Here is an 18,393-nt window from a genome sequence, read left to right as displayed (position 1 = left end):
TCTATAGAATCGGTTCCATCATAGACTAGCTCAAAGATGCTTCGTATATAAAAATCCTACAAACTGTGTGGATTAATCTATGGACACCCCAAAATTCATTGACATGCACCCTTGCTTGCTTAACAATTACTTATAGGAACGATTACGAAACAGGACAGGTGCAACATGGGAATCATTCAACATTATCTGCGTTCCACTAAACGCATTCGTTTTAAAATTTTTATCCTAAATTCAACTGTCGTTATTGCTGCTGTACTGCTATTAGGCTTATTCGCTTACCGATACACGCTCCAAATTGTAACGCAAAGTCAGTTAGAGCGAATGGAAATACTAGCAGATCGGACTGAGGAACAATTAGCAAGAACAACAAGTGACTTACAACAAGCACTATCTTTAATCTCCAGTGAGATTGCCCAATCCAATTTATCGGAGAAAGAAATCGCTGCTATTCTCAAAACGTACAATTACTCATTATATCCTCTGACACAGAGTTTATTTTTTATAGAGCCTTCAGGCCATGTTATTCAATCTAGCGGCACATATACCGTTCCAGCTGATATCTCAGATTACATTATTAACCAGACAGGCAGTAAACTAATCAATTACATCGGACCTTACTATTCACCATCCAAAGGTCTCATAAGTACAGTCACAGCGAATGTCAGACAAGGAACTGAAATCAAAGGAATACTTGCAATAGATATCAACTCCGAGAAAATCAACAAATTATTCATGGATAGTAACATTGATAAAGAAATTTCTACACTCGTGTTTAATAGTGAGCTTCGTCCCATTCTTAGTGACATCAAGCTGCGTGGCACCTTTCAACAGCAGGAATACTCCGAGCTATTTCCCGCTCTACAGGAGCTCGTGTACACAGCAAATAATGAAACCAAAATTGTTAATATCCATAATGATGAATATATCGTACGGATCAGTACACCGGATTTGTTCAAATTGAAATTGCTACACTTCGTTAATAAAGATCGTTTCTTGGGTGAAGTGGAAAAGTTTAAAAATTATACACTTTGGTTCGCTGGTGTCTTCACCTTAATCGTGTTCATCCTTTCCCTCTACTTGGCGAGGTCGATTAATCAACCGATCCAAAAGTTAATCATTCAAATGAATCGAATCAAAAATGGCAATCTGCATATCCGTATTCGCCTTAAGCGTCAGGATGAATTTTTATCCTTAGCAGACTCTTTTAATGAAATGCTCGACCGGATCGAAACCTTAGTAGATGAAAAAGTACTCATTGAGAAAGCTAAAAAGAAATTTGAACTCAAAGCGCTGCGTTCGCAAATTAATCCTCATTTTCTATACAATACACTAAATTCGATTAACGCACTTGTCGATCTGAATCGCACAGATGAGATTCCCAAAGTGCTGAATGCGCTCGTACGATTGTTTCAATATACAATGGATCATGGGCTTGAATTTACAGAGTTAAGCGCGGAACTAGAAGGTCTTGAGCAATATGTCTATCTCCAGCAAATACGTTACCAACATAAGTTTGAGGTACACTATTCCTTTGATGATGAATTATTATCCTACAAAATGCTAAAGCTCTCCTTGCAACCGATCGTCGAAAATGCGATATTCCATGGTATTAAAGGCAAGAAAAAAGGCGAAGGCCTCATAACCATCGGAGGCGGCTTCACGAATGGCAAAACCACAATCCTATTATTTGTGGAAGACAACGGTACAGGAATAACCCCAGAGCGGCTCGCACAGCTGCTTATTGATAATTTAGGAGCCCCTTCGCCTGTTAGGCCAAGTGGATTTAATTCAATTGGTTTACGAAACGTACATGAGCGCTACCAGCTTCACTATGGGAAGGAATATGGATTAAGTATTACGAGTCAGGAAGGACTAGGCACTCGGGTTGAACTTCTCATGCCAGCCATGAAAGGAGATGACAGCTTATGAAATCGAATGTGATTATAAGCGAAAATATACGTTGCATTATCGTGGATGATGAAGACTTGGTGAGGGAAAGGTTCCGTATCGGATTTCCGCTTGCTGAGAATGGCTTTGAAATCGTGGGGGAAGCAGAAGATGGCGAAGAGGCCCTAGAGCTGTGCAAGCAGCTCAATCCTGATATCGTCATTACCGACATCGTCATGCCAAGGATGGACGGACTGCAGTTGACTGAACACTTAAAAACCTTGATGCCACGTGTAAAAGTCATCATCTTGTCCAACTATCAAGAATTCGATTTTGCTCGCAAAGCAGTTCAACTTGGAGCGATTGGCTATCTTTTAAAAATCACTTCCGGTCATCGCGAGCTCCTCGACCTGCTTGAACGCGCAAGAAAAGAAATAGAATTAGACCGTGAATTATTACTAGAAAAAATACAAGAACGTCATCGCTTCCAGCAAAGTAAACCTCTGCTTCGCAAACAATTCATCATGAATGTGATGGACCAGATGTATGCTACGCCAGAATCCCTTTATAAGGAATTCACTATGCTCGAGCTTCATCCATTATCTTATGGCTTTACGATTGCCTACCTGGAAATTGATAAATTTCCTGAACTGAAACAAACCTTTCATTCGCGGGACATTTCCTTATTCAAATATGTATTGATGCAGATGATCGAAGAGGTTAGTTCAACCCACTACAATGGCAATCTATTCCCTTGGACAGAAGAGAACTCACTTTGTTTATGGCTTCATTGGGATTCAGCCTATCAAATGGAACAAGCGGAGTCGCAAGTCTATGCCTTGTTTCAAAAAATCAATGAATTTATCAAGCTATATTTGCCCTTTACCGTGACTAGCGGTTTCAGTAAGGCAAAGAGAATTTCTTTGGATCACGGTCAGCTTCCTACACGCTTGAAGGAAGCAGTGAATGAAGCTATTAGCGCTACTTCACAGCGCTTCTACAATAATTTAGGCATGGTGTACACTTATTCCCATTTCGTGCCCTATCACACATTAGGTGAAGCTCAGAAACAAGCTTTAAACAATAGTTTGCAAAGTATTAATCCATTCCTAGATGACAGTAGTCTGCGAAGAAGCCTCCATGAGGAAGTCATCAGTAAAATTCAAGAGCAGCATGTTCAGCCCGCACAGCTGATTAGCTGGCTTGAGGAGCTCAGCAAGTATTGGACAGCGAATGACCCGTTGGGTGCTACAGCGCTAATCGATTCCCTTGAGCTTGTTGAGGTCCTTCAGGATGTTGAAGCTTACTTACTTCGATTAATGCACTGGAAACGAACCGTTCAAGTCTTATCCAGCAAAGATCATCACTATCGCATCGAAATTCAGGATGCGCTTGATTATATTAATACTCATTTCCATAAACCGATCAGCGTCACTGATGTGTGTCAACATCATCAAATAAGTCCAAATTATTTTAGTCATTTATTTAAAGCCCAAACAGGCAGTAACTTCTCTGATTACGTCACGCACTATCGCATGCAAGCTGCTAAAAAGTTACTGAAGGAAACTACACTGCAAGTCCAAGAAATATCTGAACGAGTTGGCATTCCAGATTACAAATATTTCACTAGGTTATTTCGCAGATCCACGGGCCAAACACCTAGCGCCTTCCGCGAACAATCCAAAATTCCGACATAATCCTTCCCCTATCATGCTATTCGTGTTAGGGGTTTTTATAATTGGAAATACCGTAAAAAATGTGGATATAAACGCACTGAAAAGAACCCATTCATCCATTTTCTAAACATATCTTGTTCTTCGTATCTGATATTTCTGCGGGTTTTAAATAAATACGCAGCCAGAACACTTGTATTCCCTTTGGGTTGGGCAGACTTGGGGGTTTCATTTTCACTGCAGGACTGCGCTCCGTCTTCTTCTATTGTTATTTCCAGGGGATTCACTAACTTCTTATTGCTCCTACATGCGTATTGCTTATATAAAGCTAATTGAATTTTTTCTATCATCAACTTAGCAGTTCGATAATTTACACCAAGTAAACCGGCAAACGTTGGAATCGAATAAGTAGAATCGTCTTGAATTAATAAACGAATGGCTTTGAACCAGAGTAATAAAGATAACTTCGATTTATGCATAACAGTGCCAGTCGTAATAGACACTTGTGTGCGGCACTCCTTGCATTCAAGTAAGCTGCGCGTTTTTACTTTATAAAAAGAATCATGATCGCATCGCGGACAACAGAACCCATTCGCCCAGCGATTTTTCATCAAAAACATCTCACAATCTTCCTCTGTTTGGAAAGTATCGTCCAACGAATCTACAAAACACATGTCCATTATCACAACCACCTCGACATAAGAACTTATGTTCTTATTATACCAAACATTTGTTTCCATGTAAAGAAGAAAATGTATATTATGGAATTATATTTCGAATTAGAACACTTTCTGAGATATCTACAAATTGGGTTAATCATTAAAGTGTATAGCTATTCAGCGCAACAACAACTGATACAGATAGGAATAAGGGTGCGAAGAACACATTTGAATCCGGAAGACACAACGCTCGCTCAGGCCCCCCATGCGTCGATAGTGGTAGGTGTTTTAAATTCCCTACAGACATAATTCTTTTCTTTGTAGATACCTCAGAAAATTGTTTTTTTTGATATAATAACCTCCTGGCACACAAGAGATCTTCCAATTAGTTCCCATAGAATCTCTAGTCCCCAATTCGAGCGACATGGAGGTGGTTCGTAGATGGTTCGTTGGGTGGTTCTTGGGTGGTTCTTTGGTGGTTCGTGGATGGTTCGTTGGGCGGTTCTTTGGCGGTTCTTTGGTGGTTCTTGGGTGGTTCTTGGGTGGTCCTTGGGTGGCCCTTGGGTGGTTCTTGGGTGGTCCTTGGGCGGTTCTTGGGTGGTTCTTGGGTGGTTCTTGGGTGGTCCTTGGGTGGTTCTTGGGTGGTTCTTAGGAGGTTCGTGAGCAGTTTAGTAAAACATTGGAATGGTTCTGGGGATCGAGTTAGTTTTACCTAATACTAGGGTTTTGCTTGTCGGTAATGAAAGGGGGTAATACCCTTATGGCGTTTAAATACGCGAGTGAAATAGGACGCGCTGTTATATCCGATTTGTTTACTTATTTCCTGAATGGGTAAGGAGGTAGATTTCAGTAACTTGCTTGCTTCGTGCATTCTCCTTGTGGTTAGATACTCCGATAAGGTCCCTCCTGTTTCATGATGAAAGAGATGTGAAATATGAGATGGCGATAGGTAAAGTACGGCCGCTAGTCTTTCTAATACACACTTATGATGATAATTGGCATCCACCCATTCCATCATTTTCATTGAATACTGAGTGGAGCGTTTGAAAAAACTTGCTTCTGACAACAGCACATCCGTTTTCAATTTCTTTCCCTCCTTCTAGCTGGGCTTGATTAGAAACGGCTAGAAAAGACAGGCTAAGTTATTCAGCCTGTCTCTTCTAGTAATTAGTTGATAAATTTCGCGTATTTGAGTAGTCTGCTTAATGTTACTGCCGCTTGTGCACGAGTAGCATTTGCATCAGCGCCAAAGCTACTTTCTGATATTCCCTGCATAAGGCCAGTTTCTAAGCATTTGTTAATGGCATCTTTCGCCCACTCTTCCATTAAGGCGTGATCTGCAAAGCTTGATACTAGTGGTCGTTTCTGACCATTTACAAGTTGAATATCGCTTTTTGTAAATTGTAATGCTCTTGCAATCATGACAGCCATCTGTTCACGAGTGATCGTGTCATTCGGTCTCATGGTTCCATCAGCATAACCATCGATTAACCCTGCTTGTAGGGCTGCATTAAGTTGTCTACTGAACCAGTCTGCTTCGTGGACATCTTTAAACTCTTGCTTAGTACTTTTTTGATGTGTTAATCCAAGGGAGCGTGACAGCATAACCGCGAATTGCGCTCTTGTCACAGCCGCTTCTGGATCAAACCCGTCAGATGTCATTCCTTTGACCAGTAGTTTCGAGGCCAATGTAATGACGTCATCTTCCGCCCAATGTCCCTTCATATCCTTGAAGTTTTTATCCGATTGAACAATGGCAAAGATTCCACTTCCGTTACTACGCAAGGTAGCTACTGTTTGACCATTCACCACGGTGAATGTCGCAGGCACGAATACCATCTCTCCAGTTGTCTGATCGATCATAACACCTGTTACCTTATTGACATTCGAAATAGCTTGAAATGTCATAGTCTGTGTCAAATACATACTTCCATAACTATGAATGTCTTGTTGACGATTTCCCGCTTCTACGAGGATCCCGAAGTTGATAACTTCAGTGGCAAGCGTAACTCCTGTCGTGGTAGCGAGTGAGTTCACTTTCTTCTTGTCATCTTGTGATGCAGGCTTTACAACAAACTTCACCTTCAGATCATCCTGCTTTACTTGCCACTCTTGGGCTAATTGTTCAAAATCCAAAAGACTAGCTGGCACATTCATTGTTTGTTTGCCAACGATTAGCGTTAGCATGGTATCCTTCTCTTTTTCTAGTGCCGCTGCTGCTTTCCCGCTAATTTCTAGTTGTAATCCGCTACTTTCATTTTCTTGGATTATAATCGTTTTATTTCCTTTACCGTTATTCTCGATAGCGTCCAGTGCTTTAGCCATTAAATCGTCATTGACTTGGATGCTCGTCAACTTGTTCCCGTCTTTGGACTCGCTAACCTTACTAGCCGCATCCAGCGAAATCACAATACCCGCATCAGTAAGTTCAACCTTTCCTTCTTTAATTCCGACTGATCCACCAATAGGGGATGATGAATTTGTAGTCGTCGAGTTCCCTACTGTCACTTGACTTGTTGCAGTAAAACCACCATCTACTGTTGTTACCGTAATGACAGAGTTACCTACAGCATGTGCAGTCACCGTTCCGTCTACAGCTACGGTTGCTACCGCAGGATTGCTTGAGATCCACGTCACGTCTTTATTGGTCGCGTTAGCTGGAAGCACAGCAGCTGTCAGTTTTTGTGTTGTTTGTGGATTAACCAAATCAAACTGTAAGGTCCCCTTATCTAACATGACACCTGTTGCAGCAATGTTAGTTGGCGTTTGTACAAGTAATAGATCACCATATAAGCTTGGATTTTTGCTAGATCCGATACCACTCATGTATTCGATCCATCCACGTCTTCCTGCGCCGTCGTCATCATTAATCAAGAATGAGATGCCGATCCGTTCAGGTGCATTTATTAAAGCATCTGGTAAGATTTCAGTCCATGGCAATGCGAGCTCATATGTTGTCGTTTTATTAGCTTCATCCCGTTTAACAGCTAACGCGCTGCTGAACTGATTACCTGTTGCTTTGCCGTTTGGAGCTGTTGATCTCCACTTTGCAGGCTGATTATCCGCTGTTAATGCAAATGTAAGCTCGCTCGAATAGCCAGACTGCCCACTTGTTGTAGCTCTACCCGCATCAATCGCAAGTTGCAAGCTATCTCCTCGCCAAATATCGGAGCCCGTATTCGTTTGAGTGTGTACGTTATCTTTGACGACTACAGAGAAGTACAGGTTCGTTGCATCATGCTTCACGTATCCCGTTGCACTCAAATCGTCAGCACCTGCCCAATCCGATGCAGTGAATTTAACCTGACTAGCCTGATTCAGCATTGCAGCATTCGTATCCATCCATTCTGATGCAGTCCCATCGATGACTGGCGGCATTTGCGTCTCAGCGGAGGCATAGAAATTCACGCTTCTGGTAAGATTGGTGATCGTGCCGATTTGATCAATCTTCAATGAATAAGGTACAGCTCCAATGTTGGCTGGAAGTGGTGCTGGAATTGGAATCCGTACTGTTGTGGATTGACTAGGAGCGATCTCGCCAAAAGTGACAGGAGCAAAGCTAGCTGCCCATTCCATTGGACTTGTTACACTGACAGTACCTCCAGAGCTTGGTTGTAGTGTCATTAAGTTTTGAATCGTAACTTCGATTGCCCAACCAGAGCCGCTAGAAATCCGTTCGGGTTTGGTCTGAACCGCAATTTGATCCGTATTAGCTGTATACTGCTGAATAGTCTTTAATTGATCACTGGCGATATCAATAATCGCCCCACCTTTCGTTGCAGTATCGGTAAATGAGTTGGCAGTTAACTTCAGCGATTGAAGTGTACTGTCTTTGACCCAAATTCCCGAATAAGGCGTAGATTGAATCGTATTTTCAGTAATCGTGAAATTCCCGCCTTTGGACATCATGGAGCTTATTGCGCCGTATGTAAGCGTATTTGTCCCCGTATTCGTATTAATCAGTGTATTGCCCGTCACTGTAATCTTATCTGTCGGATAGACTTCACTTGTGTAATAGAACAAGACTCCAGCCATGTGCGTGTTCTTAATTGTATTGCCGGTAGCTAAAATATTGTCGCCAGAAGCAAACGCGATACCGCTTTGTTCTGAATTCCCTTCACCATCTATTACGTTTCCAGCAAGTCGAATGTACTCGGATTGACGGGCGAGGCTGCCCTGCTTATTCACAAAGATGGCATGGTCACGATTGCCTTTCAACGTCGAATTCTCCACATATACTTGTCTGGAAGCCACTAGAAGGATACCACTCATGTTGGAGCCGATTACGGTACTTCCTTGAATAGATACGCCAGTGGATGCATCCACTTGTATACCGGAACCACCTGAATTCGCCACTGTCACATGCTCAGCTACGATGCCTTTGCTGCCAGTAATATCAAGCAGCGAACGATTATGGCGTAAAAACGGCTTATTCGCAAGCTCTAGCTTCACGTTGCGTATGGATGAATTCGTTGCATTCAGAAGACGAATGCCATAATGATCCGCGCTTGTAAAGTGCAGTACAGAGCTATCGCCATCCCCTACAATGTGGACATTGTCACGACCTTCAAGCAGCAGATGATGTTTGATTTGACTATATGGTCGTGTTTCTTTGCCTGGCATTGGAGGTAATACATAGGTGCCAGCTGGAATGCGAAGTGTGCCGCCAGAAGCTGGAATCGCATCTAAGGCATCATAAAAAGCTTGCGTATCATTCGTTGATCCGTCGCCTTTTGCACCATAATTCTTGACGTTGATTTCATTTGCAGCAGTTGTGACGATTGGAGCTCCTGCCCAAGCGATCTCAGAAGGCTCTGCAGCAATTGCTGCATACGGATCCGTATACACAGGCTGGGTCGTAACTTTTGGGAATCCGTATGCATATGTCGTGTTGGAGACCGTACCTGAAACCTTATTATTTGACAAATTTACGTTTCCTGATAAGACGGAAGCATTAAAATTAATGCTAGGATCAATGGGAGGTAAACGTAATTCATTGCCGAACATGTCATTATTCATAATATCAATGTTATTCACTTTGATATTGGAATTAAATACCATGGCACTTCCAGCAACAGCTGCAATTTCGTTATTTTTAATACGAACGTTGCTGATTGTGGATGCAGGTCCCCACGGATTGAAATATATCCCATGCGATTGCCCACCGTAAATATGGTTATTATCAACGATTAGATCATCTTTATACTGGTTAAATGCAATGGCACCTTTTTGATTATCATTCAAGCCCATGAGCCCGGAGCGAACGATCGTATTATTCTTAATTAATAAATGCTCCGTATCATGACCGTTACCGGACACACTGCTCTGACCGCCGTTGTTTGTATAGACGCCGGATGACTTAATATTTTCAAGCCAGTTGTCTTCAACACGACTATTCGTCCCCGTGACGGTAATCCCGCGTCCCCAATAGCTGTTTAAGATCGTATTGTGCAAATATTGATGATTATCTGCAACATTGTATTCCTTGTCATCGATACTAGCGATGGAATCGTCATTGGCTCCATCGACGAGGTTGTAAGCAGCCACTACATTTGCAACGTTCGCAAAGTGAATACTGTCTGCCGCCGTGTTACGGACTTGCGTATCGACGACATAGACGTTTTTCGTATTTTGCCAAAAAACCGCTCCAATATTCCCTTGATCGATTGTTACGCGATTCATTTGGATATTCTCGCCGGATGTTGCAACCGTATACCCTCCTGCTCCACCTCTCGCGTCATACCTAGGGTACCAGGAGAAGGCCAGATCCTTATAGGAGATATCCTTGCCATCAATCCTCCAACCGTAAGCAAATCCTGAGAATACACCGTTTCTATTCGTCCATGTTCTTCCTTCTGGCAATGTTGGAATACCAGGAAGTTTGAAGCGAATAACCGATTCATCACCTTCACCAATAAAATGAACATTGTTGTAATTGCGCTTCCATGCCCAGCGATTCAATGGATCGGTCAAGTCAAACGGGAAATAGTAAAATCCTTTTGGTACGTAGACAACACCGCCATCGACAGAATTCAAGGCATTAATCGCCTTTTCAAATGCCTCAGCATCACTAGCATTGCCGTCCCCAATTGCTCCAAAATCTTTTACGTTGGCCACTTTCATAGCTTCATAATTCAAATGTGGCATGTTTTCAAGCCCGTCTCTGTTGTAGTAACTGTCAGGCAAGTTCGTCACAGATGACGTTGACGTTGGCGTGTAAATGGTATATTCATATTGTGCAACAGCCGTGCCGACAGTACCGTTTAATTCTGCGTACGTTTTAATTGTTGTTGCTGCTGTTACGACGATTGGCGCTGTATATAACAGCTTGGTTCCCGAAGAAACAGGATCGCTGCCATCTAACGTATAATAAATGGAAGCCCCGTCAATCGTTGATGTCAGCTTAATTTTTCCACCGTTAAAAATCGCCCCTGAAACTGCATTGGCCTTCACGGGCTCAGCTAAAGTTACTGTATAGTTATATACGGACTCGTCACTATCTGTCATGCCCGCTTTGATTGCATACGCACGGAGCTTGGTATTTGCAACAATGGAGAAAGGAGCCGTATAGTCCTTGCCGCTAGCTGATGTTTTCGGATCAGTACCATCAATCGTATAGCGAATCGTTGTCCCTGCAGATGAGGTCAACGTTACCATTTTACCGAATGACACGTTACCCGTAGGTACAGATGAAGTCGGTGCTACCAACTTGTTTGTTAGGGTATACGTAAAAGTGGAGACAGGACTGTCCGTTAGTCCATTCCCTTTTGCTGCCGCTTTAATCGTCGTGTTGTTCGAAATAACAATCGGAGACGAATACAACAGACGAGTACCTGAAGTCAGCGGGTCACTGCTGTCAAGCGTGTAATACACAGATGCTCCAACGGTCGGAGTGGAAAGTGTCACTGCCTGACCAGCCGTTATTGCACCCGAAGGTACATTTGCAACAACAGGTGAAACTGCGTAATATTTATTCGTTAAATAGTTTTCAACCGCTTGACGTTCCGAAGTAGATAGAACACGTTGGTATACAAGGACTTCAGATACATCAGCAGCCATGTGCAAGTTACTAGGACTGTAGCTTTTACCTATCACATAGTGTTTAAAGGTTCCCATGGTCTTCAACGAATCATTCGTCCTGCCCCCGGATGACACACCGTTCTGATACGCCTTCACCTCACCTTTATCCTGATCATGTGTAACAGTGAGTATCGCTGTGTTCAAGGTAGAAGCGCTTTCCAAGTCACTGTTGGCTGTTCCCGAACTTAACGGCCCAAAAGCAATCAGCTTCTGCACCGCAGTAGAAGGGTCGCTCGTATAATTGGTCGCGATAGCCCACGCGCCAATATTGCTGGCAATATCAGTAGCAAAAATTCCTTTATTGCTGAATTGTTTAAGCGAATTCAACTTCATAACCATAATAACGGTACTGTTTCCAGTATAGGGTACTGACAACTGTTTGCTCAGAAACTGCTTTTTATTTCCATTCACATCTCCATCAAACCGAATAGCTGGTTTACCGTAAACAGCATCCGTGACAAGACTAGGAAACTTTCCGTCTACTGTTTGAGATACATGATTGCCTTGACCGGACTGATCAGCCCACTGACTTACTTTCCCATTCGCATCAGCGGTAACTCCAGCATCTGCTTTTAACCAAAGATCAAGATTAGCTGTCGGAATGACGCTATCCGCGTAAGCGGGCGTTGTGGTTACATCCCCAACTACAGGTAATGGCAGTAAGCTTAAGAGCATGGCCAAAACCAAAAGAAGCGAACATTTTTGCTTGAACGCCTTCAAATAAATCCCCCCTAATTTTTTACATGAATACGCTTTCTCAATTATTGTATCAACAGTCTTTTTGCCTCAATATCCGATGATGCTACGAATGATGTGCATATTTCTATGAAGTTTGTACATTCGTAAAATAGTGCTATTTCCAAGCAAAAAAGTGCAATTTCTCCCCCGTATACTTAGGATGTACGTTAATCCAAATTAGAAAGGGAGAATGAATATGATGATTCAATTTCAGTTCCATCAAGCATGGAGGAGATTTCTTTCGTTTATGCTGATCGTCGCACTTAGCGTCGGTCTTAGCGGATTGAGTCCTTCTACTGTATTGGCCGCAGACGCCATTTTGTCCCAAGGGAAAGCAGTAACCGTAAGCTCAACTCAAACGGGCAATCCAGGCAGCAATGCCAATGATGGTGACACCGCTACTCGCTGGGCATCATCCAGCGGCACCATGCCCCAATGGTGGCAGGTCGATCTCGGCGAAATGAGAGCATTAACCAAGGTTTCCTCGCAATGGTACTTAGGCGCTAGTCGTTCTTACAAATATAAAATCGAAGTAAGCCCAGACAATGTCACTTTTACAACCGTTGTCGATAAAACGAGCAACACGACGTTAGGAGATACAAACGATAACTTTCTGGATGTGGGCAGGTATGTAAGAATTACCGTGACTGGCTCATCGGTAGCTAATGCATTTGCTTCGGCGAATGAAATCCAGGTTTATGGCAAACCAAATGTCAATATTACGAGCTACGGTGCTGTTGCGACATCAGGCACGGACAATACGACTGCGATTAACAATGCCATTACCGCAGCGAAAGCTTCAGGCTCCGCGGTCTATGTCCCAAGTGGTCGGTTCGAGCACGCTGGTCTCATTCAATTAGACGGTGTTGTTATGTACGGAAGTGGACAGTCGTCCATCCTCGCTGCTACGAATCAAACGAATCAAGCCGTACGCATGACCAATACGAATGCTGTATTAACTGATCTTAAGCTGACGGCTGTCACCTCTACTCGTTCAGCAGCTAACACGACCTGCGGCATTTATGTGGAAGGCGCTGTTACAGGCGGTACGAGCAACATTGGCTATTTTCTGATTGAGCGAGTAACGGTAGATGGCGCAAATGGCGCTGGTATAATGATTAAAGGGGCCAGCAATGGGCTCGTTCAAAATAATACGGTGACAAACACATTAGCTGATGGAATCCATACAACAGCAGGCTCTTACAATATTCGTATCCATAATAATAATGTCAGCAACACAGGTGACGATGGGATTGCGGTTGTCAGCTACCAATTAAAAGATCCTCAAGCTGTCCACGATGTGTGGATTACGAATAACCAGTTTTCTAACCAACCAACAGCAGGTCGGGGAATGACAGTCATTGGCGGAAACAATGTAACGATTCAAAACAACACGATTACGAATCCGCTGAATGCAGGCATATTAATTGCATCTGAATCTGCCTATTCCACCTTCGGTGTAAATAACGTTACCGTAGACAACAACACGATTACAAATGGAGGTAGTACAACGACAAGTCATGGTGCTTTAATGGTTTCATCTAGCTTTAACAACGTTTCCAACGTCACTTTTTCGAATAATAAGTTATATAACTCTCGCAAAATGGGGATTAATGTTACCGGCGACCATGTTCAAAGCGTAACTTTTTCGAATAATACCATTACAAGCACATCCCCTAGCGTATCCAGCACGAGTACCGAAGGAGCCCTTATTGACTCCAGCTTTGTAGGTACAGCTACGTTTACCGGCAACACTTTTGTCCGCACCGCAACGAATGGTTTGAAATGGAAAAACGGCATGACCGCAGGCACATTGAATGTTCAAGGCAATACGTTCCAAGACATTAACACCTCGAATACAGCAGCAAACGATGTCATTAAGTTGGAAACAGGCACTGTTACAAGTGTCAAAATCCAAAACAACACACATACCAATCCTGCTGGTTATGCGATCAATTACTTCCTAGAGGAGCTCGTGAACGGCTCCACGCAAACCTATAGTGGCAATAGCTCGCCACTGCAATCTTACATTAACGGCGCTGCTGTACCGACACCTTAACGCACGCAAAAGGCTAGCTCTAAGGTCCTCGACCCTTGAGCTAGCCTCTTTCATGCTTTATTTTTTCGGCGCTGCCAACTTCACTTCATTATAAACCTTCGTATCTGCCCAATACGGCAGGTTCTTATCTACCCAAGTAACGAAAGCGTTACGCACACCGTCGCCATTCGAATCATCATTCGCACTGGCATTGAATCCGATGATGGTATCAGCCGCAGGCTTCAGCTCTCTGTAAGGTACGGCGAACTCTATGATGTAGCCGCCTTTTACTTCTTTTACAGCACTAACCACATTGGTTAAGTTCAAGCCTTTCATTGAAGTGGTTACCGCATTCTTCAAATCGACACGCATCTGGTAGTCGCCTGTTGTTTTGGCCCCGTTCTTCTTGTTAAGCTCATCCACCCACACTTCAACGGAGTCATTTTTCTCATTAACCGCTACAGCATAAGGCGTGGTATCCTTCATTTCAAATAAGTAGTACAGGGCTTTCTCGTCCCATGCGATTTTAGCTGTGCCTGTCGTACCTGTTGCTGCCGTATTCATCTGCAGAACGCTTGCATCTGCCCATAACCCATCGATTTCACCGTCAATCTTAGGTGTCCCATATGCGGCTACACTACTTGTCCCTGCGCCTCCACTGCCGCTTCCTTCACTCGCCAGATCACTTGTTATGCGTTTATCACTAGACTGATTGGCATACACGGCTTTGCCTGACTTCGTTACCTTATTTCCTGCAATGTTAATGTCGCCAACGATTGTTTTCACAATAAGAATACCGTAATTCTTCGGATTCACAATGGTGTTGTTTTTAAACTGAACACCTTTAATTTCAAAAGTACCCGCAATCAATACACCATTATCGTGTGAATCTGTGAATGTATTATTTTCAATCACGACGTTAACCAAACTTGGATTCTTGTTCGTTGCCGTAATATTAAGACCACCTTGTGTCGGACTTCCTCCATCACGACTATCATTCACAACTGTGTTATTGCGTACGAAGGTATCTTTCACCGCATACGTCTTGTAATTGCCCTCCGAGCTGAGATAAATACCAGCCCCATCAATATCGGACACTTTATTATTCTCTACAAGCACATTTTCCCCGCCTGAAACAGTTAACCCTCGCGCCTCGCCATCAGAAACATTATTGTTTCGGATGGTAACATTCTTTACCCAACCGCCAAATTTCTCATAGGATACTACAGCAATGAAATCATCCCCGACACGATTGACGGTATTGTTCTCAACGAGAATTTCACTGGATAAGGCGGTGATATGAATACCGTCTGCCAGCATATTTTTGACTGTATTCCCACTGATGACCCCGTTCGTCCCCGCATTAAAAAACCCTACGGAAGATCCACCATCAATCACAATGTTGGTAATCGAATAATTCTTCGCATTCGGACCTACACGTACCCGAGCGGAATCATCGTTGGTCAATCGAACAGAAGCTGGCACAGAGGTTAACTTTACTGCACTCAGATCTGTGCCTTCACCCGTTAAAATGATGGCTTGGAATTTAAGATCCATGCTTTTTAGAATGGATGTATCTCCATCACCTGTCAGATCGACGGCATCTAGTGTCAGCACACCGTTCAAATTAAATTCTCCACTTGGTACGTAAACGCCCTTCCCTTTCGCTTTAGCCGCTTCTACCGCAAGTTTAATGGCTGGCAAATCATCTTTACCATCATTCGGAACGGCACCATAGTCCAGAATGGACAAGCTCTGCAACGGTGCTGCAGCCCGATGCAGTACGAGCGCCGCTTCAGCACGGTTAATAGGGTCCAGAGGTCGCAACGTTTGATCGACAGCATTCCCAATTAATATGCGACGAGCGACAGTCATATTTACCGCGTCCTTCGCCCAACTCGCTATAGAATTGTTATCCGAGAACTGAGTTGCTGTACTTGGAGCTGAGGATAAGCCCCTCGCTCTAGCGATCATCACAGCAGCTTCCTGCCGGCTGATGGACTTACTCGCGCCAAAGGTGCCATCCTCGTATCCCTGAATGTATCCAGCTTTCACAGCTTTGGCTACTTCATCATAATTGGCACTGCCCGGGTTCACGTCACTGAATGAAATATTCGCTTTTTCCGTAAATCCGAAAGTACGATTCATTAATGTGACGAATTCCGATCTGGAAATAGGCTGATCGGTTGATGTTGTGGAAACTCCGGCTGCACTAGCCGTCCCCACTGATGTGACTAGCATGCCTGCTAACGTCATACAGGACATCCATTTTACGAACAAAGTACGTTTCATTCTGATTTCCTCCTACTTAATAATTGCATCTACTAATGAATGCGCTTTCTCAACAGTATTGTAACAACGATGCTTATCCCTTTATATCCGACGCTACTACGACCGATGTGTATATTTCTATGATATAGACAGAATCACAGCACGAAGAAAATAAAAAACGAAGCATGGAATTGCTCCATGCCTCGCTTCTCGAACTGTTTAATTAATCGTCCATTGCTGATTATTGCCACCATTCCACGTATATTGAATGTTCTGACCCCCATCGGCTGTAGAGCTGCCACTGATGTCCATAAATTTACGGCTATTACGATTCTCGATGGCATAATAACCATTTCCTAGGTCAACCAACAGCCATTCTTGATTCTTACCACCATTGCTTGCATATTGAATGTTCGTGGCGCCATCCGCCGTGGATTGACCATTGATATCCATGTATTTACCGCTTTGTTTGTTGATAATACTGTAGTAGCCGTTCGCCTTTTTCACAAGTTGCCATCTTTGGTAAAGCGCAGTCGTATCCGTAAATTGCTGGATTGGCGCTGCACTGAGATTTTTATCCGTTCCACTGACAGCTAGAGACTTATTGCTATTCCGGTTGAGAATCTTATAATTCGTTGTGGTGTTAAAACTATAATTGGATCCAGAAACGGTGCCAGTCGCTGTATCGATCGTTATTTTATCATAATACGTTAGGCTCATCGATGTATTGGAAGGGAATGAAATCGGCAGGAAAACGTACCGCGAGTCATTCACAATGCCGCCCCATGCCCCAGCCCACCGATCTCCGATGTAGAGATAGGAGGTTGTTGAAGTGCCTTGAACAGGGAGAATATACGCAGGCTGGGAATCAAACGAAGTACCGTCTCCAACATTGCTCAAGGCGCTCCATGTGCCAGCAATGCTCGTTGCTGTCCCATACTTCATTTGATTCGGCGCCCAGCCGGTCGCTCCGGAGGTCACAAGGAAGTACACGCCATTCCTTTTAAACATCGCTGCCGCTTCACGTTGACTTCCCACCCAAACCTTCTGAACTAAGGAGGCAATGGATCTATAATCGGATGAAAGCTTGTAGATATGCGTATCTAAATTCTCTCTGGCAGAAGAAATGAAATACGCCGAACCATCGTCATCTACGAACAAGGTGTCGTCACGAGACATGTATTGACCTTGTGGTTGGAAGCTGCCCTGCCAGGTGTAGTTGCCATCAACGGTCGAAGAGTACGCCACCGCTGCTCTTGCTTCACTGTAATCAACACCATTTTCTTTATGCATCCACATGACGAATTGACCTGTAGAAGCATTATAAATGACTTTCGGACGCTCAATATTCGCAGTCGCGAGTTCAGGAGCTGAAGAATGCTTGAGTACATTATTGCGGAACTCCCATGTTTTGAGATCTGTTGAGCGGTAACAAGCGACTAAGTTATCTCCACTTCTATTCTCACCAAACCAGTAGTAATACGATCCTACTTTAATGATGCCCCCACCATGCGCTTGCAAAAGATTGCCTGCCGAATCCTTTATTTGAACACCATTACTTGGAATGGTTACGCTCGCTGCTTCTGCTTTTTGTGCGGATAGAAACAAGGATACAAATAGAGCAATGATTAAACTTATGATCACTAACTTCCTTACATTTCGAATTGAATGTACGTACACGGCTCTCATCCTTTCGTCCTAATGTGGGACAAGCGGTGATTCTTGTCTTGCATGGCCATCTACTTGATTCGTGTCTTCCTTAAGCTCACCTCCTATTGTCTTTCTAAGATTCATGCTATCGCTTTTATAGGCTGACTCCTAGTGAATAATTACAAGTTCTATGAACAATTCGAACAATGGGCTTCCCCACTTTCATCACATTCCTGAACTTTTTGCTTGTCCTTTTCAAGGAAATGCTCAAGAACAACAAAAAAAAGAGCCTCGCTGAGCAGGAGGCCACTGAAAAACTTAAGGTTTTTGAGTAAATTCAAGCGAGAAAATAAAAATGCGGCACCTAATCCGATTATTCCGGAGAAGGTGCCGCATT

10 protein-coding genes are annotated in these 18,393 nt (G+C 43.4%); 4 read left to right on the top strand and 6 right to left on the bottom strand.

Annotation, left to right across the window (positions count from 1 at the left end; genetic code table 11):
- Positions 1 to 165: 165 nt before the first annotated feature.
- Complete coding sequence (locus J2736_RS11000; protein ID WP_310226411.1) at positions 166 to 1,929, top strand: sensor histidine kinase; 1,764 nt, start codon at positions 166 to 168, stop codon at positions 1,927 to 1,929.
- A complete protein-coding gene (locus J2736_RS10995) occupies positions 1,926 to 3,584 on the top strand; it encodes a response regulator transcription factor (RefSeq protein ID WP_310226409.1) in 1,659 nt (552 codons plus the stop codon). The genes J2736_RS11000 and J2736_RS10995 overlap by 4 nt, the downstream gene beginning before the upstream one ends.
- 35 nt (positions 3,585 to 3,619) lie before the next feature.
- Here J2736_RS10995 and J2736_RS10990 read toward each other — a convergent pair whose 3' ends face one another.
- Positions 3,620 to 4,240: an IS1595 family transposase gene (locus J2736_RS10990; protein WP_310226407.1), complete on the bottom strand. Its 621-nt coding sequence runs from the start codon at positions 4,238 to 4,240 to the stop codon at positions 3,620 to 3,622.
- Between the two features lie 420 nt (positions 4,241 to 4,660).
- On the opposite strand from J2736_RS10990, the gene J2736_RS10985 reads away from it, so the two are divergent.
- Entirely contained in the window at positions 4,661 to 4,882 is a 222-nt protein-coding gene (locus tag J2736_RS10985; RefSeq protein ID WP_310226405.1) for a hypothetical protein, read from the top strand.
- Between the two features lie 55 nt (positions 4,883 to 4,937).
- Here the strand turns inward: J2736_RS10985 and J2736_RS10980 are convergent, their stop codons facing one another.
- Positions 4,938 to 5,303, bottom strand: coding sequence for a helix-turn-helix transcriptional regulator (locus tag J2736_RS10980; RefSeq protein WP_310226402.1), 366 nt, complete (start codon positions 5,301 to 5,303; stop codon positions 4,938 to 4,940).
- An 83-nt stretch (positions 5,304 to 5,386) separates the two neighbouring features.
- Positions 5,387 to 12,019, bottom strand: a complete 6,633-nt coding sequence (locus J2736_RS10975) for a chitobiase/beta-hexosaminidase C-terminal domain-containing protein (protein WP_310226400.1) — start codon at positions 12,017 to 12,019, stop codon at positions 5,387 to 5,389.
- Positions 12,020 to 12,233: 214 nt separating this feature from the next.
- Here J2736_RS10975 and J2736_RS10970 point away from each other — a divergent pair, with 214 nt between their 5' ends.
- The gene (locus J2736_RS10970) at positions 12,234 to 14,096 is read left to right on the top strand and encodes a right-handed parallel beta-helix repeat-containing protein (RefSeq protein WP_310226397.1); all 1,863 of its coding nucleotides are present in this window, start codon (positions 12,234 to 12,236) and stop codon (positions 14,094 to 14,096) included.
- A gap of 57 nt (positions 14,097 to 14,153) precedes the next feature.
- On the opposite strand, the gene J2736_RS10965 is transcribed toward J2736_RS10970, so the two are convergent.
- The 3 genes from J2736_RS10965 to J2736_RS10955 form a co-directional block, all read right to left on the bottom strand.
- On the bottom strand, positions 14,154 to 16,367 hold the full coding sequence (locus tag J2736_RS10965) for a sugar-binding protein (protein WP_310226395.1): 2,214 nt from the start codon (positions 16,365 to 16,367) through the stop codon (positions 14,154 to 14,156).
- Between the two features lie 198 nt (positions 16,368 to 16,565).
- Entirely contained in the window at positions 16,566 to 18,026 is a 1,461-nt protein-coding gene (locus J2736_RS10960) for an RICIN domain-containing protein (RefSeq protein WP_310226393.1), read from the bottom strand.
- A 158-nt stretch (positions 18,027 to 18,184) separates the two neighbouring features.
- The coding region (locus J2736_RS10955; protein WP_310226391.1) for a hypothetical protein at positions 18,185 to 18,393 on the bottom strand (209 nt) is incomplete at its 5' end.

This window comes from Paenibacillus qinlingensis, assembly GCF_031455095.1.
GTDB classification, from domain to species: Bacteria; Bacillota; Bacilli; order Paenibacillales; family NBRC-103111; genus Paenibacillus_E; species Paenibacillus_E qinlingensis_A.
This window is presented reverse-complemented; position numbering and strand designations above follow the sequence as displayed.

What these genes read in the sequence shown, in the direction of transcription:
- J2736_RS11000 (WP_310226411.1), top strand. Translation starts at nt 166, where the DNA reads ATGGGAATCATTCAACATTATCTGCGTTCCACTAAACGCATTCGTTTT.
- J2736_RS10995 (WP_310226409.1), top strand. Translation starts at nt 1,926, where the DNA reads ATGAAATCGAATGTGATTATAAGCGAAAATATACGTTGCATTATCGTG.
- J2736_RS10990 (WP_310226407.1), bottom strand. Translation starts at nt 4,240, where the DNA reads ATGGACATGTGTTTTGTAGATTCGTTGGACGATACTTTCCAAACAGAG.
- J2736_RS10985 (WP_310226405.1), top strand. Translation starts at nt 4,661, where the DNA reads ATGGTTCGTTGGGTGGTTCTTGGGTGGTTCTTTGGTGGTTCGTGGATG.
- J2736_RS10970 (WP_310226397.1), top strand. Translation starts at nt 12,234, where the DNA reads ATGATGATTCAATTTCAGTTCCATCAAGCATGGAGGAGATTTCTTTCG.
- J2736_RS10965 (WP_310226395.1), bottom strand. Translation starts at nt 16,367, where the DNA reads ATGAAACGTACTTTGTTCGTAAAATGGATGTCCTGTATGACGTTAGCA.